Origin of the sequence: Marinobacter sp. THAF197a, from assembly GCF_009363275.1 — a bacterium.
Lineage (GTDB): Bacteria > Pseudomonadota > Gammaproteobacteria > Pseudomonadales > Oleiphilaceae > Marinobacter.
On sequence record NZ_CP045324.1, the window covers coordinates 1,995,254 to 2,020,192 of the forward strand.

The following is a 24,939-nucleotide window of genomic DNA, read 5'->3' on the forward strand; positions in this document are numbered from 1 at the left end:
CAAAAGGCGGTGCAGGGGAATCCGGTTAATGCAGAGATTCAGATTGGGCGCCACAGGGGCGGTGGACTATTCGCAAAGGCATGAGAGTTTCGAACGCTGGTTCCAGACTCCGCTAGGCAGATCGTTGCTGGCCAGCCAGCGCCGTGTGCTTGATCATGCATTCGAAGACCTGGCCGGGGCGCGGCAACTGCAGGTGGGGCTAAGCCACAGGCTGCCGCTTGCCAGTGGCGCTGATTTCGTCCAGAAAATCATAACCACGCCTGGCTGGCACCCGCAGATGCCGGACGGCGTAGCAGTGTGTGATGCTGACGAGCTGCCGTTTCCAGGGGACTCCATGGATCTGGTGATACTGCATCACACAGCCGATTTCTCCCCGGATCCCCACGAGGTATTACGGGAATCGGCCCGGGTGCTGAGGGGCGAGGGGCGAATTGCTCTGATTGGATTCAATCCACTGAGCCTTTGGGGTGTCAGGCGTTTCCTTTCAAGGCACCATCAGGGGCCTTGGGGAGGACGCTTCCTGATGCGATCACGGATGGAGGATTGGCTCCGGCTACTCGGCTTTGAGCTTGAGACTTCCTGCACCCATTTCTGCACCCTGCCGGTTCAGAGAAAGGAAGGCTACTCCACCAGGAATCACCGTACCCTGAATGAGAACGGTCATTTCCTGCCGGTAGGCGCATATTACTGTATCCTTGCCCGCAAGCGCGTTTACGCCCCCATCCGCAGGCGGGCGCCCTGGCGCAAGAGCAAGGTGATTTCAATGCCCGGCACCGTGGGCGCCTCGCGGGGGTGTTCAAACCAGAGTGCTGGCGCGACAGAGAATCAATGAATAATTGGGAGAGTAAATGGCTGGCAAGGTGGTGATGTACACCGATGGTGCCTGTAAAGGCAATCCTGGTCCCGGTGGGTGGGGTGTGGTTTTGCGATACGGAGATGCCTGCAAGACCCTGCATGGTGGTGAGCGCCAGACCACGAACAACCGTATGGAGCTTATGGCCGCTATTCGCGGTTTGAGGGCCCTGAACCGTGCATGTGAGGTTGAGCTGTATACAGACTCCCAGTATGTCCGCAAGGGCATCACGGAATGGATGGCGGGCTGGAAGCGAAACGGCTGGAAGAATTCGGCGAAGAAGCCAGTCAAGAACGCCGACTTATGGCAAGAGTTGGACACCGAAACGGCACGACATAAGGTGAACTGGCACTGGGTCAAGGGCCATTCCGGTAACCCCGACAACGAGCTTGCGGATGAACTGGCCAACCGTGGCGTTGACGAACTGACCAGCGCCTGACGCGGCCTGTGGCGTGGGCGACGACGGAAACAGAGAGCACAGAGACATGAGACAGATCGTACTGGATACCGAAACCACGGGTATCGACCCGAACGACGGCCACCGCATTATCGAGATTGGCTGCGTTGAAGTCATTGAGCGTGAGCTGACGGGCCGTAATTACCACGTCTACATCAATCCAGAACGGGAGGTTGAGGCCGAAGCTATCACCGTTCACGGCATCACCAATGAGTTTCTGGCCGACAAACCCAGGTTCGCCGAAATTGCCGATGAATTTTTTGAGTTTATCAAGGGTGCGGAGCTGGTTATACATAACGCGGCTTTTGACGTCGGCTTCATGGACGCCGAGTTTGCGCGCCTCAAGCCGGTCCGGAAAACCGCTGACCACTGCGGCATCGTCGACTCGCTGGCCATCGCCCGGGCCAAGCATCCGGGTCAGAAGAACAACCTGGATGCTCTGTGCAAACGCTACGGAGTAGATAACAGTAACCGGGAACTGCACGGCGCGTTGCTGGATGCGGAGATTCTGGCTGACGTTTATCTGTTGATGACCGGCGGGCAAACAGCGTTATCCCTGGATGCCGGGTCAGGCGATCATGGAACTGCCGGTGGCATCCGCCGCCTGACTGGCAGCCGACCGGCTTTGGCTGTGATCCGTGCTGACGGAGCCGAGGCCTCGGCCCACGAAGAATTTCTGGCGATGATGGAAAAGCAGGCCGGCCACACCGTCTGGAGCAAATTGCAGCAATCGGAATGAGAACCACGTCAGGGTGTACCATTTGTTACATTCCGCCTTTCTTGAGGTACTTGAGTTTTATGTTATAAGTAATGATAAGTTCGCCAGTTTTCTGCGAGCTGAATGTTGGCCGGCAGGGTGCATGGCCCAATAACAAACGCCGGCCCCATGTCCCCGGCATTAGTTCACGAACAGGATGCGGTAGTCTCCGCAAAGTAACAGGAAGCGTTTATGGTTCAATCGTCTCTGGCGACGAAATCGCAGTCGTTTGATTTGGTCAAAAGCGAAATCGAACAGACCATCAAACAGGCAGAATCCAGCCTTGAGCGCTTTCAGGAAAATCGTGAGAGTGGGGAAGACCTGCAGAACTGTGTTGATTATCTCAATCAGTTGCGGGGCATCTTCATTCTGGTGGAATTGCGTGGTGGAACCCTGCTGTGTCAGGAGGCAGTGAACCTGGCCAACGATGTGCCCGTTGGCGCCAATGACGACAAGAACATTCTGCTGACGACCCTCAACAGCGCCCTGTTTATCTTGCGTCGCTACGTTGAATATTACCACCAGCAACGGGAGGACCATCCGGAACTGCTGCTGCCGGTGATCAATGATCTGCGCGAGGCGCGGCGCGAGAAACCCTATCCCGAATCCTGTTTCTTTGATGTGGATGTGAAAGAGCGTCCGGATTTCTGCTCCGGGCTCTCGCTTCAGCCGCTTGAAGGCGGCGATGCCGAATACGAAATTCTCGCCAGGCGTATGCGCCTGACCCTACAGGTCGCTCTGCTTGGCATTCTTCGTGAGCGTAATGAGGTAGTCAGCAAAAAGCTGGTTGCCAGAGCTTCCCGTGGCTTTGCCAGGCTTTGTCGGGGCGCGCCAATGGGACAGATGTGGTGTTTGCTGTCTGTGGTTGCAGACACCATGCTGGACCGGGCCATGGGCTTCAATAAGGCCCGCAAACGTCTGCTTATGCGAATAGAGAAGTATGCCCGCGAAGTGGTGTACGTTGGCAAAGTGGCCACCACCAAAGATGCCCCTGACTCGGTCATCAAAGACCTTGTCTACCTTTTGTACCGCAGCGGGTCCGCTAACCCTGAGGTTGCGAGCGTTCTTTCCGCCTACCGGCTGGCGCCCTCTGAGTTTCCCGATGCTATCCTTGAAGCCCATTCGCGCCGGCTGTACGGCCCGGGTTCGGATGTACTGAAATCCTTGTCGGAAGCGCTGCAGGAAGAGCTCAACCAACTGAAGGATAAGCTGGACATCATCGAACGGGGTATTGAGCCGGACCTGGCCGAGCTGGCGTCCATCGCTGACGCCCTCGAGCGCCTGGCGAACACCCTGGTGATGCTCGATCTCAATCGCCTGGCCGGTATTGCCCGTGAGGAAGCGACGAAACTCCGTCAGTGGGAGGAGGAGAAGCGCCTGCCGGCAGAGGACGAACTCTATCGCCTGGCCGATTCGGTGCTGGGGGTGGAGGATGCCGTCATGCAGATCGTCATTCGAGGTATTACCTCGGAGACCGATGCGTTGGCAGGCAGTGAACGCAAGCGGGACGAGTCTGTCTACCTGCAGGAAGCCATCTGGGTGGTTGCAGACGAGGCGCGTAGCGCCCTGACCTTGGCCAAGCGTGCCATTACCGCGTTTATCGAATCCGACTACGACAAGTTGCACCTGGCCAACCTGCCGGGCACCCTGCGCAGTATCTGGGGTGGTTTGCAGATGGTGAACGACCCCCACGCTGCCAGTGTCATTGCGCGGGTAGCGGCATCCATTCAGGAGCAGCTACTGGATGCGAGGGAAGCGCCGGCACCTCAGGTGCTTGAAGCGCTGGCGGACGCGCTTACGTCGCTGGAGTACTACATTGAAAGCATTGGCCGCCGCGAAGAGAGCAACAGCGACCTGCTGAAACTGGCGGAATCGTCGTTGGGCGACGTCGGGCTGTAATAACAGCTTCGGTGTCGTTGAAGGGCCATAAAAAAACCTGCGACTTGCGCAGGTTTTTTTGGTCTGTTAAGCGGGGCTTAGCCCATGTTGAACAGTTCACCCAGCTTGGTTGCCAGCATCATGTCGCCTTCGGCGCGCAGCTGACCAGCCATGAATGCCTGCATGCCGTCGGTCTCGCCGGAAACGATTCCCTGCAGGGTGTCGGAGTTCATGATCAGGGTAACGGAAGGATCGTCGTTCGCGCCTTCGTGCAGCTTGCAAGTGCCGTCGTTGATCACCAGGTGGTAGGTTTTGTCATCTTCGATGTCGAACTGGAACACCAGATCCAGGCCTTGTGCCGCGTCTGCGTTGAAATTCTGTTCGAGTTTTTCAAATACCTGAGCTACAGACATTGTTTTACCCTTTTGAGTGGTTGTCTTGTCATGGTGACGGCTTGGAATCCCTGGCCTCAGAAGCCTGTTTGATAGCCCGGGTAGCGCCGACCTCGCCATCCGACTTTATGGTTAGAACACGGTTGTGTCAAGCTTGATCGAACGCTTGTTTTAATTTTCTTTTGGACTTATCACGCCCCCTGTGAGGGGGTACACTCATGGCTTTGCAACGACGTCTGGAGACTGCATTTTGGAATTTCTGACCGAATACGGACTTTTCCTCGCTAAAGTGGTGACCTTCGTGGTGGCCGCCATCATTCTGGCCTCGGTGATTTTCTCCGCCACCCAGCGGGACCGGAGTGATCATGAAGGAGAGGGCGAGCTCAAAATTCGCAAACTGAACGACCAGTACCGGAAACTGAAAGAATCCATCCAGTCCCGGTTGATGTCAGACGCCGAACACAAGGCGTGGCAGAAACAAAAGAAAAAGGAAGAGAAAGCCGAGAAAAAATCGGCCAAACAGGATAAAACCGCTGAGGAAGAAAAGGCCTCCAAACCACGCATCTATGTCATCGACTTCGATGGCGACATCAAGGCCAGCGATACCGACACGCTCAGGCGGTCGGTCTCTGCGGTGCTCAGTGTCGCCAACCCGGAGACAGACGAGGTGGTGGTTCGCCTGGAAAGCGGTGGCGGCCTCGTGCACGCCTATGGTCTGGCAGCCGCACAGCTTGATCGGATTCGCAGTAAAGGGGTTCCCCTGACGGCCTGCGTAGACAAGGTGGCGGCCAGCGGTGGTTACATGATGGCTTGCGTTGCCGACAAGATCATTGCATCGCCCTTTGCAGTCCTGGGTTCGATTGGTGTGGTTGCCCAGCTACCGAACTTCCATCGTTTCCTTCAGAAGAACGATGTGGATTTTGAAGTGCTGACCGCCGGTGAGCACAAGCGCACGCTGACCGTGTTTGGAGAGAACACCGAAAAGGGCCGGCAGAAATTTCTTGCGGACCTTGAAGATACCCACGGCCTGTTCAAGGAATACGTCAGTGAGAGGCGCCCTGCGCTGGATATCCAGGCGGTGGCCAATGGCGACATCTGGTTCGGCAAGCGTGCCCTTGAGGTCAAGCTCATTGACGATATCAAGACGTCGGATGAATACCTGATAGAGGCCTGCGATCGGGGTGAGGTGGTCTCGGTGTCATTCCAGCGTAAGAGAACCCTGCCGGAACGGCTTGGCCTGGCCACCAGTGCGGCGCTTGAGCATACCGTTTGGCGGGTGCTCAGTGCTTTCCGTAATCAGAAGATTCAGTAGGTCAGGGCGGGGCGCAGAGAGTTTAACGCTCTGCGCCCACCCGTGATTGCTCAGGACGCCCTGCGACGGAACAGGGGCTGGTCGGTATCAGTGGCGGCCTGGTAGGCCTGACTGAAGAAGTTCAGGCAGCGAGCTGCCTTGCTGATGTCCTTGTCGGCCCGCAGTACGTAGGAATCGAAGCCGCACCGTTTCATGAACTGCAACTGGTCCAGAAGTACATCTCCGATGGCTCTCAGCTCTCCCTGGTAGCCAAACCTTTCCCGCAGCAGGCGGGCAATACTGTAGCCTCGGCCATCCACAAAGCGTGGAAAGTTCACCGCAATCAACGGTAGTTCCTTAACCTTGTCCCCGAGCATTTCGGGCTCGTCATGGCTGTCGAACCAGACTCCGATATCATCCCGACCTGCATAGTGCTCGTAGCCTGCAAGCCACAGATCCGCGGGAATCAGCGCAGGCTGGCCTGCGGCTACATTGAGGGATTCACCCTCGGCAGGGCGCTCTACGACCACCCAGCTGTCGTTACGGATGCTGCCGTCAGCAGCGATTACATCAGGCATAGACCCGCTCCTTGAATGGTTCAATACCAACACGGCGATAGGTATCCAGGAAGGTTTCTTCCTCGCTCCGCTTGTCGACATATACATCAATGATCTTGGCGATCACTTCGGGCATCTGGTCCCTTGCAAACGAGGGCCCCAGGATCTTGCCAATGGCAGCGTCATGATGGGAATCGCCACCGAGACTGATCTGATAGAACTCTTCGCCTTTCTTGTCAACGCCCAGCACGCCAATGTTTCCAACGTGGTGGTGGCCACAGGCATTCATGCAGCCGGAGATGTTGAGGTCGATGGGGCCGAGGTCGTACAGGTAGTCCAGATCATCAAAGCGACGCTGGATAGCCTCTGCAACGGGAATCGACTTGGCGTTGGCCAGGGCGCAGAAATCGCCGCCCGGGCAGCAGATGACGTCGGTCAGCGTGTTCAGGTTGGCAGTGGCAAAGCCCAGGGGTACGAGGCGCTGCCAGAGCTCGAGCAGCTGATCCTGGCGAACATCGGCCAGAACCACATTCTGCTCGTGTGTCGCGCGGGCCTCACCAAAGCTGAACTGGTCTGCCAGGTCAGCAATCTGCTCAAGCTGATAATCGGTCACGTCACCCGGCGGGGTCCCGGTTTTTTTCAGGGTCAGGGTGACACTGGCGTAGCCGGGCTTCTTGTGCTCGCTGACGTTGTGAGTCAGCCACTTATCGAACTCGCGGTTCTCAAACCGTTGCTCACTCAGCAGGGCAGTGGCGTTTTCCAGTGTCTCGTAGTCAGGCTCGGTGAAATAGCCCTGGAATTTGCGGATCGCTTCCGGGGTCAGGCGAGTCGGGGAGTCTTTGATGTGTGCCCATTCAGCTTCGACTTTCTCGGCGAAACCTTTCGGGGTCAGTGCCTTTACCAGAATCTTGATGCGTGCCTTGAACTTGTTGTCGCGCCGGCCGTAACGGTTATAGACCCGCAGGACCGCCTCCAGGTAAGTCAGAAGGTCGAGTTCCGGCAGGAATTCCCGAATAACTGGGCCCACCATGGGCGTGCGGCCCAGGCCGCCACCGACGTGTACGCGGAAGCCCAGCTCACCCTGATCATTCCGGACCAGTTGCAGGCCGATGTCGTGCACCTGAATGGCCGCCCGGTCTGTCTTCTCGGAGGCATTTACCGCCACCTTGAATTTGCGGGGCAGGAAAGCAAACTCCGGGTGGAAGGTAGACCATTGCCGGATAATCTCGCAGTAAGGGCGAGGGTCGGCGATTTCATCGGCCTGAACACCGGAGAACTGGTCTGTGGTGGTGTTACGGATGCAGTTACCGCTGGTCTGGTTGGCATGCATTTCCACTTCGGCCAGTTCGGCCAGGATATCCGGAACGTCTTCCAGATTTGGCCAGTTCAGCTGGATGTTGGTACGGGTTGTAAAATGCGCATAACCCTTGTCGTAATCACGGGTGATGCGGGCCAGGCGGCGAATCTGGTCTGAACGGAGCATGCCATAGGGCACACAGATACGCAGCATGGGTGCAAGACGCTGAACGTAGAGACCGTTCTGCAGACGAAGTGGAAGAAACTCTTCTTCCGCCAGCTCGCCCGCCAGGGCCCGCTCGGTTTGGTCCCGAAACTGTGCGACACGTTCCGCGGCGATTTGCCGGTCGTGCTCATCATAAACGTACATAGGGTAACGTCCTGCCTGGTAACTTCTGAAATGCGGTTGTTGAATGGCGCCAAAATGACATTGGGCCTTATTCCTGAAGCGGAGGATATCACTGGGTTTTTATTCTTAAAATGATTATTTCAAAATATCATTATCGATTCAGGTGATAAGCAGCAAAATCAGCTGCGACGGGCAGGACTGGACGAATATCAATTTCCTGCTTTAATAAGAGCCGGGTACTGAAACAACAACAAGACTGGATAACCGAGGAGTAAGCTATGAAAAAGACAGCGGATTCAGATAGCCAGGCCGATGCCGTTGCAGCCGTGTTACTGGTGTTGCTGGCTGTTGCCTTTGCAGTGGCGTGGGTTGCCGGCCAGTAGCACTACTGGCCTGCCAGCACCACCTTTACCACCAGTATCAGCCCGCCCACAAACGCAGCGCCAAACAGCAGCCCGGCAATGATATAGGGCACCGGGCTGTGGCTGGCGAAATCCTCTTGTCGGCGTTTTTCAGACTGCACCCCCAAAGCGCCGGCGAGGATACTTTGCATGATTTTCAGAACGCCCGGCGAACCGGGCTTTTTCTTGCTGCTGTTATTGTTGTTGTCAGCCATATCGTTCATTGAGTCACCCTGGTTTATTCGGCCGGATCGTAGGCCAGGCTGGGCATCAGCCAGCGCTCGGCTTCTGCTTTGGACAGCCCTTTTCGTTCAGCATAGTCTTCAACCTGGTCCACGCCAATTTTGCCGACGGCAAAGTATTTGGATTCCGGGTGGGCAAAGTACCAGCCAGAGACCGCTGCCGTTGGGTACATGGCAAAGTGTTCGGTCAGCTGGAGGCTGGTGTTGGCTGTTGCATCCAGCAGTTTGAACAGGGTGGCTTTCTCTGTATGGTCAGGGCAGGCAGGATAGCCGGGGGCCGGGCGGATGCCCTGGTACCGTTCCTTGATCAGGTCATCGTTGGCCAGCTGTTCATCGGTTGCATAGCCCCAGAATTCTTTGCGAACCCGTTCGTGCATACGCTCGGCAAAGGCTTCTGCAAGCCGGTCTGCCAGAGCCTGGACCATAATGGCGCTGTAATCGTCGTGGGCATCCTTGAACTCTTTGGTCAGTTCGTCCACCCCGATACCGGTGGTTACGGCAAAGCCGCCGACATAGTCACCCACGTGGGAGTCTTCAGGGGCCACAAAATCAGACAGGGCCATCATGGGTTTGCCGGGCGCTTTTTCGTCTTGCTGGCGAAGGTGGTGCAGGGTGGTCAGCTCCTCGGTGCGGGACTCGTCTGTGTAGACGACAATATCGTCTCCGCGACGATTGGCCGGCCAGAAGCCAATCACGCCTCTGGCGGTGATGCGTTTATCTACGATCATCTTCTTGAGCAGTTTCTGGGCGTCGTCGAACAGAGTGCGTGCAGCTTCGCCCCGCTTCGGATCGTCGAAGATTGCCGGGTATTTGCCGGCAATGTCCCAGGAAATGAAAAACGGCGTCCAATCGATGTAGTCCACCAGTTCGTTCAGGTTGTAATCGTCGAACGCCCGCACCCCGGTGAAGACCGGTTTCGGTGGCTGGTAAGTCTCGAAATCGAGTTCCGGTGCCCGTGCCCGTGCTTCTGATATAGACACCAGCTTTGTACGGTCGCCACGGTTCTTACGGCGCTCACGAATCTCGTCGTACTCGGTACGGGCGGCTTCCACGAGCGTGGGCTTTGCGGTCTTGCTCAGTAGCTGAGAGGCCACGTTTACGCACCGGGAGGCATCGGATACATACAGGGCAATGTCGTTCTTGTACTGGGGCTCGATCTTCACCGCAGTGTGGGCTTTGGAGGTGGTGGCACCGCCAATCATCAGCGGGATATTGAAATCCAGCCTCTGCATTTCTCGGGCAACATGGACCATTTCATCCAGCGAGGGTGTGATCAGGCCGCTCAGACCAATAATGTCGACATTCTCTTTTTTCGCAACGTCCAGAATCTTCTCGCAGGGCACCATCACGCCTAGGTCGATGACTTCGTAGTTATTGCACTGCAGGACCACGCCCACGATGTTCTTGCCAATGTCGTGTACGTCGCCCTTCACGGTGGCCATCAGAATCTTGCCCTTGGCCTGCTGGTCTTCTGTTTTCTCAGCCTCGATGAAGGGGATCAAGTGGGCAACGGCCTGCTTCATTACCCGGGCGCTCTTGACCACCTGGGGCAGGAACATCTTGCCATCACCGAACAGGTCGCCGACCACATTCATACCCGCCATCAGCGGGCCTTCGATCACTTCGATGGGGTGGCTGGCGTTCTGCCGGCAGGCTTCTGTGTCGTCAATAATGTAACTGGTGATACCTTTCACCAGGGCATGCTCAAGACGCTTCTCGACGGGCCATTCACGCCAGGCAAGGTCTTCTTCTTTGGTCTGGCCGCCTTTGCCTTTGAACTTTTCGGCCGCCTCAAGCAAGCGATCTGTTGAGTCATCGCGGCGGTTCAGGACGACGTCTTCCACCAATTCCTTCAGGTCTGGCTCGATCTCGTCATAGATCACCAACTGGCCCGGGTTCACTATGCCCATGTTCATGCCGGCCTTGACCGCGTGATACAGGAAAACGGAGTGAATGGCCTCACGCACCGCATCGTTACCGCGGAAAGAAAACGAGACGTTACTCACGCCACCGGAAATGGACGCGTGGGGCAGGTTTTCCCTGATCCAGCGGGTGGCATTGATAAAGTCCACCGCATAGTTGTTGTGCTCTTCGATGCCGGTGGCGATGGCGAAGATGTTCGGATCAAAAATAATGTCGGCCGGGTTAAAGCCGATGCCGGTCAGCACATCATAGGAGCGTTTGCAGATCTCGGTTTTGCGCTCGAAGGTGTCGGCCTGGCCATCTTCGTCAAAGGCCATGACCACAACGGCCGCACCGTAACGCATGCAGTCTTTTGCCCGCTTGATGAACTCGTCCTCGCCTTCCTTGAGGCTGATGGAGTTCACGACGGCCTTACCCTGAATGCACCGAAGACCGGCCTCGATCACGTCCCACTTGGAAGAATCGATCATGATCGGCACGCGGGAAATGTCAGGCTCGGATGCCACCAGTTTCAGGAAGGTCTCCATAACCTCCCTGGAATCCAGCATGCCCTCGTCCATGTTGATGTCGATGATCTGGGCGCCGTTTTCCACCTGATCCCGGGCCACGCTTAGTGCTTCCTCGTACTGTTCTTCCTTGATCAGTCTCAGAAAGCGCTTGGAGCCGGTCACGTTGGTGCGTTCGCCCACGTTAATGAACAGCGTGTTTTCGTCACCGGTAAAGGGCTCGAGGCCTGACAGGCGCAGTGCCTTGGGGCGGTCGGGAATCTTCCGGGGCGGATACTTGGATACCGCGTTGGCGATGGCTTCGATGTGATCCGGTCGTGAACCGCAACAACCCCCGATGATGTTCAGGAACCCGTCCTTGGCGAAGCCCTCAATGATGTCGGCCATTTCTTCGGGGGTCTGGTCGTATTCGCCAAATTCGTTGGGCAGCCCGGCGTTGGGGTGGGCCGACACATAGGTTTCTGCCTTGTTGGCCAGCTCTTCCACATAGGGGCGCAACGCATCCGCGCCCAGAGCGCAGTTAAGACCCACTGAGATGGGTTTTGCATGGGCAATGGAGTTGTAGAAGGCCTCGGTGGTCTGGCCCGACAGTGTTCGACCAGACGCGTCGGTAATGGTGCCGGAGATCATGATCGGCAGTTCAAAACCGTTGTCCTCAAAGAACTGCTGGGTCGCGTAAATGGCGGCCTTGGCGTTCAGGGTGTCGAAAATGGTTTCAATCAGGATCAGATCGGAGCCGCCTTCCACCAGGCCTGAGACCGCCTCATAGTAGTTATCCACCAGGGTCTGGAAATCCACATTCCGGTAACCCGGGTTATTGACGTCTGGTGAGATGGAGGCGGTGCGCGAGGTAGGGCCCACGGCGCCGGCAACAAACCGCGGTTTTTCCGGATTGCGGGCGGTGAACTCATCAGCGATTTCCCGGGCGATCCTGGCCGCTTCCACGTTCAATTCACGGGCCAGATCTTCCATGCCGTAGTCCGCCTGGGAAAGGCGGGTGGAATTGAAAGTGTTGGTTTCGATGATGTCTGCGCCGGCATCCAGGTAGTCTGCGTGGATGTTGCGGAGCAGGGCCGGCTGGGTCAGGTTGAGGAGATCGTTGTTGCCCTGAACTTCCCGGTCGAAATCCTTGAATCGGTCGCCCCGGAATGCGGCTTCGTCCAGCTTCTGGTTCTGGATCATGGTGCCCATGCCACCATCGAGGATGATGATGCGTTCCTTGAGGGCCTTATGAAGCTGTTCCAGGCGGGTAGTACGATCGGTCATAGGGAATTCTTCCGGGGTCATTAATAACGTCGTGTTTGTTCGGACGGCGCGGGATCATAGCAAAATTGTACGTATACGTCTTAATACAGATGATCATTATCAAGCACTGACCACAAAGTTCCCGGCGGGAGGTTATACGTGCAATTCATTATCCTGTTAAAGCCCGACTATTTTACTTGGTCTTTTAAGTTCCTGCGAACTCTCCTAAAATAGAGACTACATTTGAAAACAGGTAGGAAGCATGGCTTTGGTAACTGTCACTGATTCCGCAAGGGATTATCTTGCGCAACTGATTGAAAAGCAGGATGTCGAGGGCATGGGCGTTCGTATTTTCGTCACCCAGCCGGGTACCCGCAATGCCGAGACCTGTCTGGCCTATTGCCCGCCAAACGAAGTCGTCCCTACAGACGAGCAGGTTGATCTGCAGAAATTCACTCTGTTCCTGGACCATAACTCGGTACCGTTTCTGGAAGATGCCTACGTGGACTACTCCAAAGACCAGATGGGCGGCCAGTTGACCATCAAGGCGCCGAACGCCAAAGTGCCCCAGGTGTCTGATGACGCACCCCTTCCTGAACGGGTGAACTACGTGCTGGCGTCTGAGATCAACCCCAATCTGGCGGCCCACGGCGGTGATGTATCACTGGTGGAGATCGTTGAGGAGTCGGTGGCAGTGCTGCGTTTCGGTGGCGGTTGCCAGGGCTGTTCCGCCGTCAGCCTGACCCTCAAGCAAGGTGTTGAGAAAACCCTCAAGGAGCGGGTTCCGGAGATCACTGCGGTTCGTGATGTGACCGACCACTCGAACACTGAAAACGCCTACTATCAGTAAGTTCGGCATTACCTCTGCCAGGCCGCCGTTCACCGCGGCGGCTGCCGCAGATGCCTGTCTTTCGTGGCTACACGGCCAATGTCCTGATATCTGCAATACTCCATCATCCTGTTGACTAACAGAACCGTGCACGGTTGCTGTACCGTGCCATAAAAAACAGTGATATCAGCGGCGCCATCGCCGCCAGACTTGAAGCCGGGGTAACACTTGCTCGACCTTGCTCTCTTATCCGTACCTGTGATGGCTGCTGTCGTCGGCTGGTTTACCAACTGGCTTGCGATACAGATGTCATTTCACCCGGTGCGTTTCATCGGCATTGGCGTTATTGGTTGGCAGGGTGTTATCCCCCGTAAAGCCGAGAAGATGGCGCACATCTGTATCGACCGCACGCTGCAGCAGTTTGGTGATCTGAATACCGTCTATCAAAAGCTGGAGCCCCAGCGCATTGTTCAACAGGTGGTGGCACAGGTTTCACCACGGATGGATGAATACATCGACGAAGTCATGTACGAAGTGCAGCCGGTGTTGTGGGATAACCTGCCGCTGTTTGTTCGCGCCAGGATCTACCAATGGGCCAGGCAGCAGCTGCCGGACAGGATTGAAGAGCTGGTTGAGGATTTCGGTGACGACCTGAATGAGCTGGTGGATCTGAAAGCACTGCTCAGCCGCGAATTGCAGAATCATCCTGACCTGATGAATCGCATTTTCCGGGAAGCCGGTTCCGTTGAATTGCAATCGGTCATCAACCGTGGTGCCATCATTGGCGGTTTGCTGGGTGCCATCCTGGCGCCGCTGTGGCTGGCCTATCCGGAGCCATGGCTGCTGCCGGTCGGTGGTTTTGCCATTGGTTTTATCACCAACTGGATCGCCATTAATCTGATTTTTGCACCGCTTCGCCCTCGCCGGGTTCTGTTTTGGCGGATTCAGGGGTTGTTTCTGCGCCGTCAGGAGCAGATCAGTGATACCTGGGCACGTCTGGTGGCCGAGGAACTGATCACCGTTGAGAAGGTGGCGGACGCCATGATCAATGGCCAGCACGGAGCAAGAACCCGAGCCATCATCCAGAAGCATCTGCGGCCGATGCTGGATAACTCCATGGTTATGAAGCTGGCGGCACAGGTGACAGTCGGTATGACCGGCTACACTGATCTCAAGCGAGTGATGAACCAGAAGGCGGTGATCGCCACCCGGGATGTGTTCAACGATCCCGCTTTTAACAAGGAGCGGGCGCCCATCGTGGCCGGTGTGCTGGCGGGCCAGATGAAATCGCTCCGTCCGGAGGAGTTCCAGGACATATTGCGGCCGGCGTTCAGAGAAGAAGAGCTCCAGCTGATGTTTGTTGGAGGCTTGTTCGGCGCAGTGGCCGGCCTGATTCAGTTTATCGCGATGAACCAGCTGCCGATGCCGCCACTGGGTGGCTAACAAGGGAGACAGGTAATGTCTGTGTGGGTTTTGATGATTGTTCAGGTGCTGTTGACCGCTGGTACGGTGGCGGCGGTTCTGTTTGCGTTCTGGTACCTCGTGGTTCGGCCCTGGCTGGCTGAACGCATGCGGGAGTTGGTGGAGGCCGCTGACCAGATCGAGCCCAAGGTGGCCAAGGGTGTCAACAAAGGCGTCGCCGATGCCGTCCGGCAGCTCCCGCAAAATGCATGGGAAGGCGCGACCAAGGAATCGACCAAGCAATTCCTGAAGTTTGGCTCCAATCTGTTCGAGAATGGGCTCAGCAGTTTTCTGGGCTCGACTGCCGAAATGCAGAAATCCCAATCCAGCAGTGGTAGCCGGCCACCAGGGCAGGGCGATCGCTGATCAAAGGCAGTTGGTTGGTCTGGGCAGCCCGGCAATCCGGCAGGCGGTTTTGGCGGGTGTGCCGGGGAAGAGCTGCATCAGGTAAATACTGTTGCCCTTGTCGTCCCCGAACGCCTCTTTCACCGCCTTCACAAATAACCGGTTTGACGGCGGAGACATTTCATGTTGTTTGTAGAATTCCCTCAGGAAATCTATGATCTCCCAGTGATTTTCATTTAGCTGTATGCTGTCCTCGGCGGCAATCTCCTGTGCTACCTCAGGGGTCCAGCTGCCAGCGTCTTCCAGAAAACCCTCGTTGTTGCGCAACGGCAAAGTCGTCATTGTATTACCAGCTCACCGTACGTGAATGTTCGGCGGTCAGGCGCACCAGATCGCCATAGCTGATGATTTGTACATTGGGGTTGCCTGCCAGGCCTCTGGCCTCAAGGTCTGCGTCAAGCGCAACACAGTTTCGGGGGAGGCCAGCAGTGCTGTCTGTTACCGCCAGTACCGCATTTTCCGCCAGTGCCAGCGTGTCTCCTTCGTGAAGGGCTGCCAGACAGGTTGCGAACCTTGGGTGACTGGGTGATTTGTTCAGGATATGAAGTGTCGGCTGAATCGTTTGTTCCTGTGTCATTCCGTCATCCTTAGCCTGCAAAAACGATGCGTTCAAAGCGATCAAGGGCGTCTCTGACCGATGGAATCAGTTCCACGCCATTCAGCCTGTCTTCCTCACCAAGCCGAAAACGCTCGCAGGCGGATTGTTCTGCGAGAATCTGTTCGACTCCGAACACCGGTGCCGCAGCAAGGTTCTTTTCAACCGTTCTCTGGCCGATGCCTCCGGCATCCTGGGATTTGCGCAGCCAGTTAACACCAGCGCCCATAAAGAGCAATGCCGCTGGTTGATCGAAGGCTGCGAGGGAAAACACCATATCCAGCGCTTCGCGACCAGTCCAGGAGCCATACGGAGCCTGATCAATCACAATCAAGGTGGTCATCTCAGTGGCTCCCATGAAAGTAGATCACGCGGTCAGACTTCATGTTGCCTTCCACCCATTCCCCCAAGCCCGCTATCTGGTAAGGCTGGCGAAGGTTGTTGGCGCTGAGTTCATACCTCGCCTGTTCGCCCTGGTCGACGATTCCCCGGCGCAAGGCCGAGGCAATGCAGGCGACCCCAGGCGTCTGGTTGTCAGCAAGGAAATCTGCCCACTGTCCAGGCCAGTCGGGTTCATCGGAGGGGGGCGTACTCAGGGCTGAAGCTAGGTGTACGCCCTCGCCATAAAGAAACACCCGGTCGATGTGGTGGCCGGCTGCAATCAGCTCCTGTGCGAATGCCAGTGCTGTTTGTGGTGCCTGGCTAGACCAGGGAGCGCCGGTAATAACCAGGGTGTAAGAAAGGCCAGGGGACATAACGATAGGTTGCCGGTCAGAAATGGATCGGATTTCAGTTTACCGAAAGCAAGAACCCCGGCAAAGGCCGGGGTTCCTGTTCAACGCATTGCTCTGGCGAATCAATCGTCGCCGCTGAATGCCGCCAGCAGGTGCAGCAGGCTGACAAACAGGTTGTAGATGGCCACGTACAGGCCAACGGTTGCGATCACGTAGTTACGCTCGCCGCCTTTGATGATCCGGCTGGTTTCAAACAGGATCATGATGGAGGCGAAAATGGTGAAGCCAGCGGATACCGCCAGATGCAGGGCAGAGCTCTGCATGAAGAAGGCCAGCAGCATGGCACCGATCAGCACGAACGCACCGGCCGTCAGGAAGCTGGACATAAAGCTGAAGTCTTTCTTGGTGATCAGCGCGGTGGCTGACAGACCAACAAAGGCTACGGCTGTCAGGGTCAGTGCCTGGGCGACAATCTGAGAGGCACCCGCGGCAACGAACGCGCCGATGATCGGGCCCAGGGTGTACCCCATGAAGCCGGTCAGGGCGAAGGTGGTTACGATGCCCCAGGGGCTGTTTTTGAGCTTATAGGTCGCGAACAGCAGGCCAATATAGCCAACGATGGTGATCAGGAAGCCCGGATGCGTGCCGTTCATGTTCAGGAACGCAGTCAGGGCCGAGAAGGCCAGGGTCATGCCCAGCAGCATGTAGGTGTTGCGCAGTACCTTCAGCGCATCTTCATCAATGCCCGCTGTTACGCCGGTGGCTTGACCGGACTGCGGGTAGGCAGCCTGGTTGTTCTGAACGCCGAAACGTCTGTCTTCCATTGTCATCTCCGTTTATTGCAACTGGATACTGAGTCCCATGATAATGTCGAATCCGCAACTTTCAATCATTTACGACAGAAAATGCCCCAATGGATTCCATTAAACTGGTGTAATCTTGCTCGCACCGTGACCAGAACCAGTGGAATTTCCAACGTTTTTTCTTCAAGGCGTTGACAGTAATGGCAAATCCGGTATCATTCCACCCGCTGTCGCGACGGCAGCAACTGAAATACGCCTTCTGGCGTTTTTTCGGTAAGACGGTGGGCTGGCAGAGTGGCTGAATGCAGCGGTCTTGAAAACCGCCGACGGTTAATAGCCGTCCCGGGGTTCGAATCCCTGGCCCACCGCCATTTTCTATTTTTTCCTCTAAATCAGTAGCTTGCACGGCATGTGCTGACCAAAATGTTGACTGCCCGCTTGACCTAATTGAAGTTGTACGGGCGTCAATATCAGTGAGTCGCCCCTTGCAACTTTCAAGCCCTGGAGGCGACGCCTCCGCAACAGTACATTTAGCTGGCCATTCTCAACCCTGAAGCACCGTACTTGCGCCTTAGTGAGTCATCAAAATTGTCTACCACTCGGGACGCATCTTGCCGGAGGTCTTCTCCAATAATGCGATGAGCCGCACGAACCGCATCTGCTCTCAGCTTTCGGTTCGGGGTAAGTTGCATCAACAAGTCCAAATTGTCTTTGCGGCAGAAGTTCCGCATCAGTTTGCGTTGACGAACTAGCTCTTGCTCAATTTTGTCTAGCTGAGACACCTGCTTAATAACCTCTTCAGCTTCTTTGATCTCAGGCTCGCTCAGAAATAAGTGCGTTGGAAGATTGTTCAACCGCCGTCCAACTGCACTGAAACTGATACCCCACCCGCCCCTTCTTGGGGTAAGCCAATCTCCAAGCCCTTCTAGAGGGCGGAAGTCCATTAGGTGCCAATCCTCAGCAGTTGAGGTTGATCCGTCCTCCCGCTTTACTTCCTTTCGAACCGAATATTCCCAAGTTAAGTCAAAGCTCCGTCTCTTCCATCGATCCCGAAGAGTTTTCAAGATTGGTCCAGGTAGGTTTTCTACAATACGAGAGGCTTCATGGAAGTTACTCTCCGCGACTTGCTTCAAATAACCGAGCCTGTTTTCTATCTCTTTGCGGCCTGCCAAGAACTTGCGAACTTTGGCGCGGTCTGCTTCGAGCTTTTCTGATTTTCGGAGCCTGCTAAACGCCAGCTTGATATCTTTGTCCTCGATTCCGAGGTGTTTCTCAGCGCAACAGTTCCCAATAAGAACTTTGTTGTTACTCTTCGTCTCGACTACATACCCCCAGAGGTGCTCTTGGCCACAAATGTGTTGCCCTCTGAGGTACTGACATCTGGCTTCTTGCTTCAGGAGGCGGTAGGACTTGATGGGGCATCTGAAATTGTCTTTCGACAAAGGCTCGTCGCCATTAATGTCAAAGCTTTCGCAAAGCTGACTGTAGGTCTTGATATTAAGAATATGGAGGCTATCAGAAGACATGGGCAAAGGGGGCTCCTTCACTGATTTCAAAGAAATCCGACTGCTCAACTGGATGCCTGAAAACAGGGTACTACAGCTCGACTGTACATAAAAGCAGCATTGTTTAAATATACAGTATTATTTGTGAGGCCCCGTTTGCCAAAGACTCATATTCAAGTGGACAGTTTACCGATCTGGATTGGCCGTAGCCCTTTCCCGTGAGGCCAAAAGCCTAAAATGACTCGCCAGAGGTCGAAGCAAGGGGGTACGGGGGGGAAGCCAGATGTTGACGCGATTAAAGAATACAGACGAATTTTATGTTAATTTTCGATTCGGTTGGCTGTCATGGTAGACGGTCCAGAATCTTGTCACGCTCGCAGAAACGGAAAAGCAACAACTCATGGCCTCATCACGCAAAACGCAAGAAAGACCAATTGGCATTGACCTATTCGCAGGTGCTGGTGGTTTATCCCTGGGCTTTGAACAAGCCGGTTTCGATGTTGCGGCTGCCGTAGAGATTGACCCAATTCACTGTGCTACGCATGAGTACAACTTTCCGTACTCTAAGGTCATCTGCGCGAGTGTCACGGACCTCACAGGTGAGGACATCCGGCGGCGTGCTGATTTGGGGAATAAACAAATCGATGTTGTCTTTGGCGGAGCGCCGTGTCAGGGATTTTCACTCATCGGTAAGCGCACTCTCGATGACCCCCGAAATCAGTTAGCGTCAGACTATGTGCGCCTAGTGTACGAACTTCAGCCCCGTTACTTCGTGTTTGAGAACGTCAAGGGTCTGACGGTTGGCAAGCATGTGAAGTTTCTTAAAGACATGATCAAAGCCCTAAAGGACTCTGGCTATGATGTGGTCAATCCATACGAAGTGCTGAATGCGGCTCACTACAGTGTCCCTCAGTCGCGCCAAAGGCTATTTCTCGTGGGTGCTAGGCGTGGCCTACCCCTGCCTGTGTATCCCGAGCCATACAATAAAATAGTTACTGTCGAGGAAGCTATTGGCGACCTGCCGGACGCTAACGAATTTCCTGAACTTGTCGATTCGGACACGGTTGCGACTGAGTGGGAGACCACATCGACATATGCACGAATCCTCAGGGGCCAACAAACCGATGAGTCAGACTATAGCTTCCCCCGTCGCTTTGATCACTCTCTGCTGACATCGAGCTTGCGAACAAAACACACGGAGTTGTCCCAGTCTCGATTCCTTGCCACTGAACCCGGCAAGACAGAGCCTGTAAGCCGTTTCAGAAAACTTGATCCTAAGGGGCTGTGCAACACCCTGCGGGCCGGGACCGATAGCGCGAGAGGTGCCTTTACCTCACCACGACCGATCCATCCTGCGCTACCACGGGTTATCACCGTGCGTGAAGCTGCGAGGCTCCATTCTTACCCAGACTGGTTCAGGTTCCATTCAACCAAATGGCATGGATTCAGGCAGGTCGGAAATAGTGTTCCGCCCATGCTGGGAAGAGCTGTGGCCAGGCAGATTGCAGAGGCGCTTCGTTATACCCCGGTTCAACCCGCTGACTACATTAACCTCGGTGCTGAAGAACTGCTTTACATGGACATGAGCAGGGCCGCGAAAAAATTCGGTGTCCCAGTCGACACCATAGCTCAGAGGACACGAAAGACTGCTAAAGCTGCTGAACAAGCAGAAGATGCAGAACAACTGACCCTGGCCCTGCAAGCTGCAATCACTGAGGAAGCTAATGCCTAAGAAAAAGCAAAACCGATACAGCGCCCTGATCGCGGAAATATTTGCTAATCATTACCAGCCCGGTATGACTGAGTTTGTCTTCGAGAGGAGTGAGCTGATTGATTGTGCGCACAAACTACAGGTCGATCTGCCAAAGAATCCCGGCGACGTGATTTATTCCTTCAGGTATAGAAACAACTTCCCTCAGACCATTCAGGAAACTGCACCCGATGACCTTGAGTGGATCATCGTAGGCGCGGGCCGCGCGAAGTACCGTTTCAAGCTCGTGAAGCTCAATCGCATCGTACCGCGCGATGACCTAATAAAAGTTAAGATTCCCGATTCAACACCAGAAATTATCAACGCATACGCCCTCAACGACGAGCAAGCTCTCCTTGCGAAGGTCAGGTACAACAGACTGGTAGATACCTTTTTGGGAGTTACTGCGAACTCGTTGCAAAACCACCTGAGAACTACCGTCAAAGGAATAGGTCAGATTGAAATTGATGAAATTTATGTTGGCCTTAACAAGCATGGACAACACTTCGTAATCCCGGTGCAAGCAAAGGGCGGAAAAGACAAACATGGATCAGTCCAGACATCGCAAGACATCCTGTTCTGCGAGCAGAAGTTTCCATACCTAGCCTGCCGGGCAGTGTCCGCACAATTCATGGATGATGACCTTATCGCAATGTTTGAGTTGGTGATGCAGGATGACGAGGTGTGTGTGGTGCAGGAAAAACACTATCGCCTCGTACCCGCTGCAAGCATTTCGAAAGCGGACCTAGAGCTATACGCTAGGGAGGGTCTGATTAATGCCTGATTTCTTGCCGAATAACTTTATTAGCTCAAAAAAAGCTATTCAAAGGCAATTTAGGCACGATCAGCCCCTCTATTTGTTCATTTTTTGCCCGTTTCCCGCCATTTCGGCGGAAAACAGGCGCACTGGCACTACGCCAGCAGGTATTTTTCACCCATCAGCAGGTTGCTGAACGCGGCCAGCAAGTGTAATCGGTTACTGTTTTTAGCCAGGCCGCGATAGCGAACCTTGCTGTAGCCAAAGACCTGTTTGATGTACCGGAACGGATGTTCCACTTTGGCACGGGCGCTGGCTTTGAGCTTTTCAGCCTTCAACTTTCGGTCGTCCAGTTTTTTACGAGAACCGGGGCGTTTGGCAATGAACCAAGAGACGTTTTTGCGATCCTTATGCTCATCCCGCTTTTGAATGCCAAGATAACCGGCATCACCGAACACGCGCTGCTCGTCACCGTGAAGAAGGTTGCCGGCCGGCACAATGTCGTGGACGTTGGCGGCCGTCGTGTCGATGCTGTGGATCAGTCCGAGCGTGTCATCAACGCCGATGTGCATCTTCATGCCGAAATACCATTGATTGCCCTTCCTGGTTTGGTGCATCTCTGGATCCCGCTGACCACTTTTGTTCTTGGTGGAACTCGGTGCCGAAATAATGCTGGCATCCACAATGCTGCCTTCGCGCAGCATCAGGCCGTTCTTTTCCAAGTGCTTGTTAACTTCTTTGAACAGCACCTTGCCGAGTCCGTGGCGTTCAAGGAAATGGCGGAACTTGAGAATGGTGGTTTCGTCCGGCAGGCGGTCCAGCTTCAGACCAGCGAAGTGCCGCATGGATTCGATCTCGTACAGAGCGTCTTCCATGGCCGGATCGCTCAGGTTATAGAACAGCTGCATGCAGTGAACTCGAAGCATGGCCGGCAGCGGATAGGGAGGCCGGCCATTCTGGCCCTTCGGGTAATAACGGGCTACCTTCTTCTCCAATTGCTTCCAGGGAATCAGCTTGTCCATCCGCTCCAGAAAGATCTCACGACGCGTTTTGCGCTTCTTGGTCTGGTACTCAGCTTCGGAGAAGGTGATCTGATCCATGGTGGCAACGAATCCTATGCGGTTGATGATGGCCGTATTATCGCTGATTTTGGGGACTTATTCAGAGTCTCCCTAGGTCCGAGTAATTCTACCCCTGAAGACAATGTAACGAGGCTTGCTTTGCGTGCAGGTGGTGATCAATGACGGTCACCACGAAGCCCTTGTAGCCTTCTGCCGGTACCTGGATGTAGCTCTTCGGGACGCGCCGGTTGAATGACTAAGTGTTGTCTTTCAGTACGAGGTGTTTCTTATCGGAGATGGCGAGAGCAGATGCCAAGTGTTGACTAGTTTGTTGGTATCATGCCCGTCGGGAACCCGCATGCCCCATGGGCTCTGGGCTGGCAGGGGCGGCGCAGTTTCCCTGGCCCACCGCCATTTTTATTCTTATATTTCCTCTTTTTGATACTCAGTTTCGATCAACGAGCCTTTTCAGAACAGCAGAAGTTTGCATTTAGTTCGATACCTAGCTCGTACCGCAACAAGCTTAGGTTTTCATGACGAATTCAACTGCATTGTTGCGTTTCTGGACTAATTGGGGTTATTGTCATTATCGCTCAGGAGAGCGCAGGGATAGATCAACGGACAAGGAAATGGAACAGTGTCCTATCAGTTATACGTTGCTGGTGGCTACGGCTTCACCGAGAGGATTTTGCCGTCGTTACTACACCCTTCCGACGCGGTGTCCATCGCACAGGATTATTTTTCACGCGGTTACCAGGGCGCTCACATAGAGCCACCTCCGGATGGGGGCTATCGCGCCCTTGAGCAATCATCCAGCAGTGAGCGCCAGGCAATACTGGATGCCTTGCAAAGCGGCCAACTGGTTCTGGGCCGCCTGGATAGCGCAGCCTTTGGTATTTTCACCGACCGCACAGCAAGTCCAGAGCACCTTCGCTCGGATTTGCCGGCACCCCTGGCAAACCGTTTGCGAGACCGCTGGCCCTCTGGAGCCATTGGCGGGCCTGCTGTCCGATCCGATTCCCTGCATGCGCCAGCCAGCCAGGACTATCAGCTTGCACCGGAGCCGGTTGCGGAGCCCGTGCCAGGTAAAGGCCCCTATAGCCTGACCATTGAGTATCGCTGGCCGGACGGTACTGGTGTAGCGAACCTGCCGTTTGAGGTAGGCACGGATTTGGAAAGCGTCACCGGAGTTCTGGACCATCAGGGTGCCGCGTCGGTGGAGGGCCTGAATGGCCGGTTTGCCACTGTCAGACTGGGCTCAAGCGCCATGGACGATGTGGTCCGGCAAGAACGCAAGACAATCATAGCGGGCCTCCAGCGACTGCTGGAGCAGGAAAGGAAGGACTACGAAGCCCGGGAAACGGTCTATCAGCAGATGCCTCACTATGAAAAGGCTCTGGTGAACACCGGAGCGGTGTTTCAGGGCGCTTATGATGCGGGGATCGGCCTGTTTGATTTTGTGGTTGGCGTCAGTGATCTGGCTAATCCAACCAAGACACTGATGGACGGGCTTAAATCGGCATGGTCTGCAAACCAGGAAAACGGAGCCAGCAGCTGGTACGAGACCTTCAACAATCTCTATGACGACAAACGCCGGGAGCGATGGGTGCGAGCGATTGGGTTCTCGCCATCTGACATCAGTGGGGAGGACATTGCAAAAGCATATGAGTTGGCCAGTCTGGTGATGACGGATGCTCAGCTCAGCGCTGCTCTGAAAGACTTTGTAACCGATTATGCCGCCATTCAGCACCATACCGATTATGCCTACATTTTCGGAGCGATAGCATTTGAGCTGGTTTTGGCCGGTTTGCTGGCGGCAACCACACTGGGAGCGGGTAACGCAGCGCAGGCGACCAGCCGTATCCGCCATGCTCGGATTCTGGCGGGGCTCGGGCCGGCATTCGGGCGATTTGCCGAGGCGCTAAAGCTTCAAGGGTTGCGCAAGATATGGCGCGATTTCGACCTGAACAGGAAGAATCGTTTTGAGGCTGAAGCATCACCGCGTCCAAAGGGCGTGGACCCCGACCCCGTCCAGCTAAGCACGAGGCCAGGGAAAGTTCGGCCCAGATCCTTCGACGAGGCAAAGAAGCTTTTAGGAGATGCGCGGAATTCCATCATCGCCAATGGCAAGGCCCCTTCGCCCAAGTACACCCAGGCACAGCTGCACCGCATCGCTCAAGAGGGTTTTGCAGACGAGAAGTTCATTGTCCGCTTGGTAGAAGAGCCCCATGTGCATCGAAATGGCCCCCACAACGGAACATTAGGTAAGGAAGGTCCGGCCGGTGTGCAGATCTGGTCAACGAGTTTTGATCAGATAGCGCACCTGGATACGGACCCCAAATTGATCACTGAAGCAATGGGTGTGAATTACAAGCCAGATGCCAAGTATAAGTTGGCCATCATCGATCAGGCAGACGCGGTTAGGTATGCGGATGCTGAGACGATTGTTCCCACATACGGAAATCTGACGAAGTTTGTTGAGGATAAGTTGCCGGGAAAAGTTGAAAATCCTGCTTTGACGAAGGAGGTTATGACGCCGGAATATTCGCGGGAGTATGAGGCGTTGATCAGGGGCATGCCTGATGATGCGTGGGTTAGCGCAAAATTACGAAAGCAGTACCTCGCTGATAACGGTGTTGTCGGAAATGAAAAGGCGCTGTTTGATGCTCGCTTTAGTATTCAGGACAACACGGGCGCCAATGAGCATTTCACTGGAAACGGTCTAACCAAAACTGCTAGTTCAACTGCGGATAAACCAATATACGGGACCGTTGAAGCATTTAGTCTGCACAAAAATCCCAAAACGTTCCGGCAAATGACTGGCATGGAAGGTAGCGGTGCACAGTGGGTCGAGTTGGTGGACCTTGAACCGATTAATTTTGGAGCTTAAGC

At 55.1% G+C, this 24,939-nt stretch carries 23 protein-coding genes and 1 tRNA gene; 12 read left to right on the forward strand and 12 right to left on the reverse strand.

Annotated features, from left to right (window positions below; genetic code table 11):
• The first annotated feature begins 28 nt into the window (after positions 1 to 28).
• The 4 genes from FIV08_RS09225 (at position 29) to FIV08_RS09240 (ending at position 3,966) form a co-directional block, all read left to right on the forward strand.
• Positions 29 to 832 carry a class I SAM-dependent methyltransferase gene (locus FIV08_RS09225; RefSeq protein ID WP_152438104.1) on the forward strand — a complete coding sequence of 268 codons (804 nt, stop codon included), beginning with the start codon at positions 29 to 31 and terminating at the stop codon, positions 830 to 832.
• 16 nt (positions 833 to 848) lie between these two features.
• Positions 849 to 1,292 carry a ribonuclease HI gene (rnhA, locus tag FIV08_RS09230; protein WP_061332824.1) on the forward strand — a complete coding sequence of 148 codons (444 nt, stop codon included), beginning with the start codon at positions 849 to 851 and terminating at the stop codon, positions 1,290 to 1,292.
• 13 nt (positions 1,293 to 1,305) lie between these two features.
• On the forward strand, positions 1,306 to 2,049 hold the full coding sequence (dnaQ, locus tag FIV08_RS09235) for a DNA polymerase III subunit epsilon (protein WP_267313128.1): 744 nt from the start codon (positions 1,306 to 1,308) through the stop codon (positions 2,047 to 2,049).
• Positions 2,050 to 2,259: 210 nt separating this feature from the next.
• Positions 2,260 to 3,966: a chemotaxis protein gene (locus tag FIV08_RS09240; RefSeq protein ID WP_152438106.1), complete on the forward strand. Its 1,707-nt coding sequence runs from the start codon at positions 2,260 to 2,262 to the stop codon at positions 3,964 to 3,966.
• A 77-nt stretch (positions 3,967 to 4,043) separates the two neighbouring features.
• On the opposite strand, the gene FIV08_RS09245 is transcribed toward FIV08_RS09240, so the two are convergent.
• A complete protein-coding gene (locus tag FIV08_RS09245) occupies positions 4,044 to 4,358 on the reverse strand; it encodes an SCP2 sterol-binding domain-containing protein (RefSeq protein ID WP_058089740.1) in 315 nt (104 codons plus the stop codon).
• A 229-nt stretch (positions 4,359 to 4,587) separates the two neighbouring features.
• Here FIV08_RS09245 and sohB point away from each other — a divergent pair, with 229 nt between their 5' ends.
• On the forward strand, positions 4,588 to 5,649 hold the full coding sequence (sohB, locus tag FIV08_RS09250) for a protease SohB (protein WP_106695716.1): 1,062 nt from the start codon (positions 4,588 to 4,590) through the stop codon (positions 5,647 to 5,649).
• Between the two features lie 50 nt (positions 5,650 to 5,699).
• On the opposite strand, the gene FIV08_RS09255 is transcribed toward sohB, so the two are convergent.
• From FIV08_RS09255 to metH, 4 genes are all read right to left on the reverse strand, one after another.
• On the reverse strand, positions 5,700 to 6,206 hold the full coding sequence (locus tag FIV08_RS09255) for a DUF934 domain-containing protein (RefSeq protein WP_152438107.1): 507 nt from the start codon (positions 6,204 to 6,206) through the stop codon (positions 5,700 to 5,702).
• Positions 6,199 to 7,851, reverse strand: coding sequence for a nitrite/sulfite reductase (locus FIV08_RS09260; protein WP_152438108.1), 1,653 nt, complete (start codon positions 7,849 to 7,851; stop codon positions 6,199 to 6,201). Before FIV08_RS09260 ends, FIV08_RS09255 begins: the two co-directional genes overlap by 8 nt.
• Positions 7,852 to 8,215: 364 nt before the next feature.
• Positions 8,216 to 8,455, reverse strand: coding sequence for a DUF2970 domain-containing protein (locus tag FIV08_RS09265; protein WP_082780601.1), 240 nt, complete (start codon positions 8,453 to 8,455; stop codon positions 8,216 to 8,218).
• 14 nt (positions 8,456 to 8,469) lie between these two features.
• A complete protein-coding gene (metH, locus tag FIV08_RS09270) occupies positions 8,470 to 12,168 on the reverse strand; it encodes a methionine synthase (protein ID WP_152438109.1) in 3,699 nt (1,232 codons plus the stop codon).
• Between the two features lie 241 nt (positions 12,169 to 12,409).
• Between metH and nfuA the strand changes: the two genes are divergently transcribed.
• The 3 genes from nfuA (at position 12,410) to FIV08_RS09285 (ending at position 14,803) form a co-directional block, all read left to right on the forward strand.
• Positions 12,410 to 12,997 carry a Fe-S biogenesis protein NfuA gene (nfuA, locus tag FIV08_RS09275; RefSeq protein ID WP_058089746.1) on the forward strand — a complete coding sequence of 196 codons (588 nt, stop codon included), beginning with the start codon at positions 12,410 to 12,412 and terminating at the stop codon, positions 12,995 to 12,997.
• A gap of 207 nt (positions 12,998 to 13,204) precedes the next feature.
• Positions 13,205 to 14,419: a DUF445 domain-containing protein gene (locus FIV08_RS09280; RefSeq protein ID WP_208622845.1), complete on the forward strand. Its 1,215-nt coding sequence runs from the start codon at positions 13,205 to 13,207 to the stop codon at positions 14,417 to 14,419.
• Positions 14,420 to 14,434: 15 nt separating this feature from the next.
• Positions 14,435 to 14,803 carry a hypothetical protein gene (locus FIV08_RS09285; RefSeq protein WP_061332841.1) on the forward strand — a complete coding sequence of 123 codons (369 nt, stop codon included), beginning with the start codon at positions 14,435 to 14,437 and terminating at the stop codon, positions 14,801 to 14,803.
• On the opposite strand, the gene FIV08_RS09290 is transcribed toward FIV08_RS09285, so the two are convergent.
• From FIV08_RS09290 to FIV08_RS09310, 5 genes are all read right to left on the reverse strand, one after another.
• Positions 14,804 to 15,124, reverse strand: a complete 321-nt coding sequence (locus tag FIV08_RS09290; protein WP_061332843.1) for a TusE/DsrC/DsvC family sulfur relay protein — start codon at positions 15,122 to 15,124, stop codon at positions 14,804 to 14,806.
• A 4-nt stretch (positions 15,125 to 15,128) separates the two neighbouring features.
• Complete coding sequence (gene tusB, locus FIV08_RS09295; RefSeq protein ID WP_152438110.1) at positions 15,129 to 15,419, reverse strand: sulfurtransferase complex subunit TusB; 291 nt, start codon at positions 15,417 to 15,419, stop codon at positions 15,129 to 15,131.
• A gap of 10 nt (positions 15,420 to 15,429) precedes the next feature.
• Positions 15,430 to 15,780 carry a DsrE family protein gene (locus FIV08_RS09300; protein ID WP_072677346.1) on the reverse strand — a complete coding sequence of 117 codons (351 nt, stop codon included), beginning with the start codon at positions 15,778 to 15,780 and terminating at the stop codon, positions 15,430 to 15,432.
• A gap of 1 nt (position 15,781) precedes the next feature.
• The gene (gene tusD, locus FIV08_RS09305; RefSeq protein WP_152438111.1) at positions 15,782 to 16,192 is read right to left on the reverse strand and encodes a sulfurtransferase complex subunit TusD; all 411 of its coding nucleotides are present in this window, start codon (positions 16,190 to 16,192) and stop codon (positions 15,782 to 15,784) included.
• A 101-nt stretch (positions 16,193 to 16,293) separates the two neighbouring features.
• Positions 16,294 to 16,995: a Bax inhibitor-1/YccA family protein gene (locus FIV08_RS09310; RefSeq protein WP_058089752.1), complete on the reverse strand. Its 702-nt coding sequence runs from the start codon at positions 16,993 to 16,995 to the stop codon at positions 16,294 to 16,296.
• Between the two features lie 259 nt (positions 16,996 to 17,254).
• Here FIV08_RS09310 and FIV08_RS09315 point away from each other — a divergent pair.
• Positions 17,255 to 17,345 (forward strand) — tRNA-Ser (locus FIV08_RS09315).
• A 159-nt stretch (positions 17,346 to 17,504) separates the two neighbouring features.
• Here FIV08_RS09315 and FIV08_RS09320 read toward each other — a convergent pair.
• A complete protein-coding gene (locus FIV08_RS09320; protein WP_152438112.1) occupies positions 17,505 to 18,500 on the reverse strand; it encodes a hypothetical protein in 996 nt (331 codons plus the stop codon).
• Between the two features lie 379 nt (positions 18,501 to 18,879).
• Here FIV08_RS09320 and FIV08_RS09325 point away from each other — a divergent pair, with 379 nt between their 5' ends.
• Together FIV08_RS09325 and FIV08_RS09330 are read left to right on the forward strand one after the other, a co-directional pair.
• The gene (locus FIV08_RS09325; RefSeq protein WP_152438113.1) at positions 18,880 to 20,211 is read left to right on the forward strand and encodes a DNA cytosine methyltransferase; all 1,332 of its coding nucleotides are present in this window, start codon (positions 18,880 to 18,882) and stop codon (positions 20,209 to 20,211) included.
• A complete protein-coding gene (locus tag FIV08_RS09330; RefSeq protein ID WP_152438114.1) occupies positions 20,204 to 21,013 on the forward strand; it encodes an endonuclease in 810 nt (269 codons plus the stop codon). Before FIV08_RS09325 ends, FIV08_RS09330 begins: the two co-directional genes overlap by 8 nt.
• A 128-nt stretch (positions 21,014 to 21,141) precedes the next feature.
• On the opposite strand, the gene FIV08_RS09335 is transcribed toward FIV08_RS09330, so the two are convergent.
• A complete protein-coding gene (locus FIV08_RS09335; protein WP_152438115.1) occupies positions 21,142 to 22,086 on the reverse strand; it encodes an IS5 family transposase in 945 nt (314 codons plus the stop codon).
• 805 nt (positions 22,087 to 22,891) lie between these two features.
• Between FIV08_RS09335 and FIV08_RS09340 the strand changes: the two genes are divergently transcribed.
• Positions 22,892 to 24,937: a hypothetical protein gene (locus FIV08_RS09340; RefSeq protein ID WP_152438116.1), complete on the forward strand. Its 2,046-nt coding sequence runs from the start codon at positions 22,892 to 22,894 to the stop codon at positions 24,935 to 24,937.
• Positions 24,938 to 24,939 lie beyond the last annotated feature (2 nt).

Coding starts and splice junctions, on each gene's coding strand:
- FIV08_RS09225 (WP_152438104.1), top strand. CDS start 29: ATGCAGAGATTCAGATTGGGCGCCACAGGGGCGGTGGACTATTCGCAA.
- rnhA (WP_061332824.1), top strand. CDS start 849: ATGGCTGGCAAGGTGGTGATGTACACCGATGGTGCCTGTAAAGGCAAT.
- FIV08_RS09240 (WP_152438106.1), top strand. CDS start 2,260: ATGGTTCAATCGTCTCTGGCGACGAAATCGCAGTCGTTTGATTTGGTC.
- FIV08_RS09245 (WP_058089740.1), bottom strand. CDS start 4,358: ATGTCTGTAGCTCAGGTATTTGAAAAACTCGAACAGAATTTCAACGCA.
- FIV08_RS09255 (WP_152438107.1), bottom strand. CDS start 6,206: ATGCCTGATGTAATCGCTGCTGACGGCAGCATCCGTAACGACAGCTGG.
- FIV08_RS09260 (WP_152438108.1), bottom strand. CDS start 7,851: ATGTACGTTTATGATGAGCACGACCGGCAAATCGCCGCGGAACGTGTC.
- FIV08_RS09265 (WP_082780601.1), bottom strand. CDS start 8,455: ATGAACGATATGGCTGACAACAACAATAACAGCAGCAAGAAAAAGCCC.
- metH (WP_152438109.1), bottom strand. CDS start 12,168: ATGACCGATCGTACTACCCGCCTGGAACAGCTTCATAAGGCCCTCAAG.
- nfuA (WP_058089746.1), top strand. CDS start 12,410: ATGGCTTTGGTAACTGTCACTGATTCCGCAAGGGATTATCTTGCGCAA.
- FIV08_RS09285 (WP_061332841.1), top strand. CDS start 14,435: ATGTCTGTGTGGGTTTTGATGATTGTTCAGGTGCTGTTGACCGCTGGT.
- FIV08_RS09290 (WP_061332843.1), bottom strand. CDS start 15,124: ATGACGACTTTGCCGTTGCGCAACAACGAGGGTTTTCTGGAAGACGCT.
- tusB (WP_152438110.1), bottom strand. CDS start 15,419: ATGACACAGGAACAAACGATTCAGCCGACACTTCATATCCTGAACAAA.
- FIV08_RS09300 (WP_072677346.1), bottom strand. CDS start 15,780: ATGACCACCTTGATTGTGATTGATCAGGCTCCGTATGGCTCCTGGACT.
- tusD (WP_152438111.1), bottom strand. CDS start 16,192: ATGTCCCCTGGCCTTTCTTACACCCTGGTTATTACCGGCGCTCCCTGG.
- FIV08_RS09310 (WP_058089752.1), bottom strand. CDS start 16,995: ATGGAAGACAGACGTTTCGGCGTTCAGAACAACCAGGCTGCCTACCCG.
- FIV08_RS09320 (WP_152438112.1), bottom strand. CDS start 18,500: ATGTCTTCTGATAGCCTCCATATTCTTAATATCAAGACCTACAGTCAG.
- FIV08_RS09325 (WP_152438113.1), top strand. CDS start 18,880: ATGGCCTCATCACGCAAAACGCAAGAAAGACCAATTGGCATTGACCTA.
- FIV08_RS09330 (WP_152438114.1), top strand. CDS start 20,204: ATGCCTAAGAAAAAGCAAAACCGATACAGCGCCCTGATCGCGGAAATA.
- FIV08_RS09335 (WP_152438115.1), bottom strand. CDS start 22,086: ATGGATCAGATCACCTTCTCCGAAGCTGAGTACCAGACCAAGAAGCGC.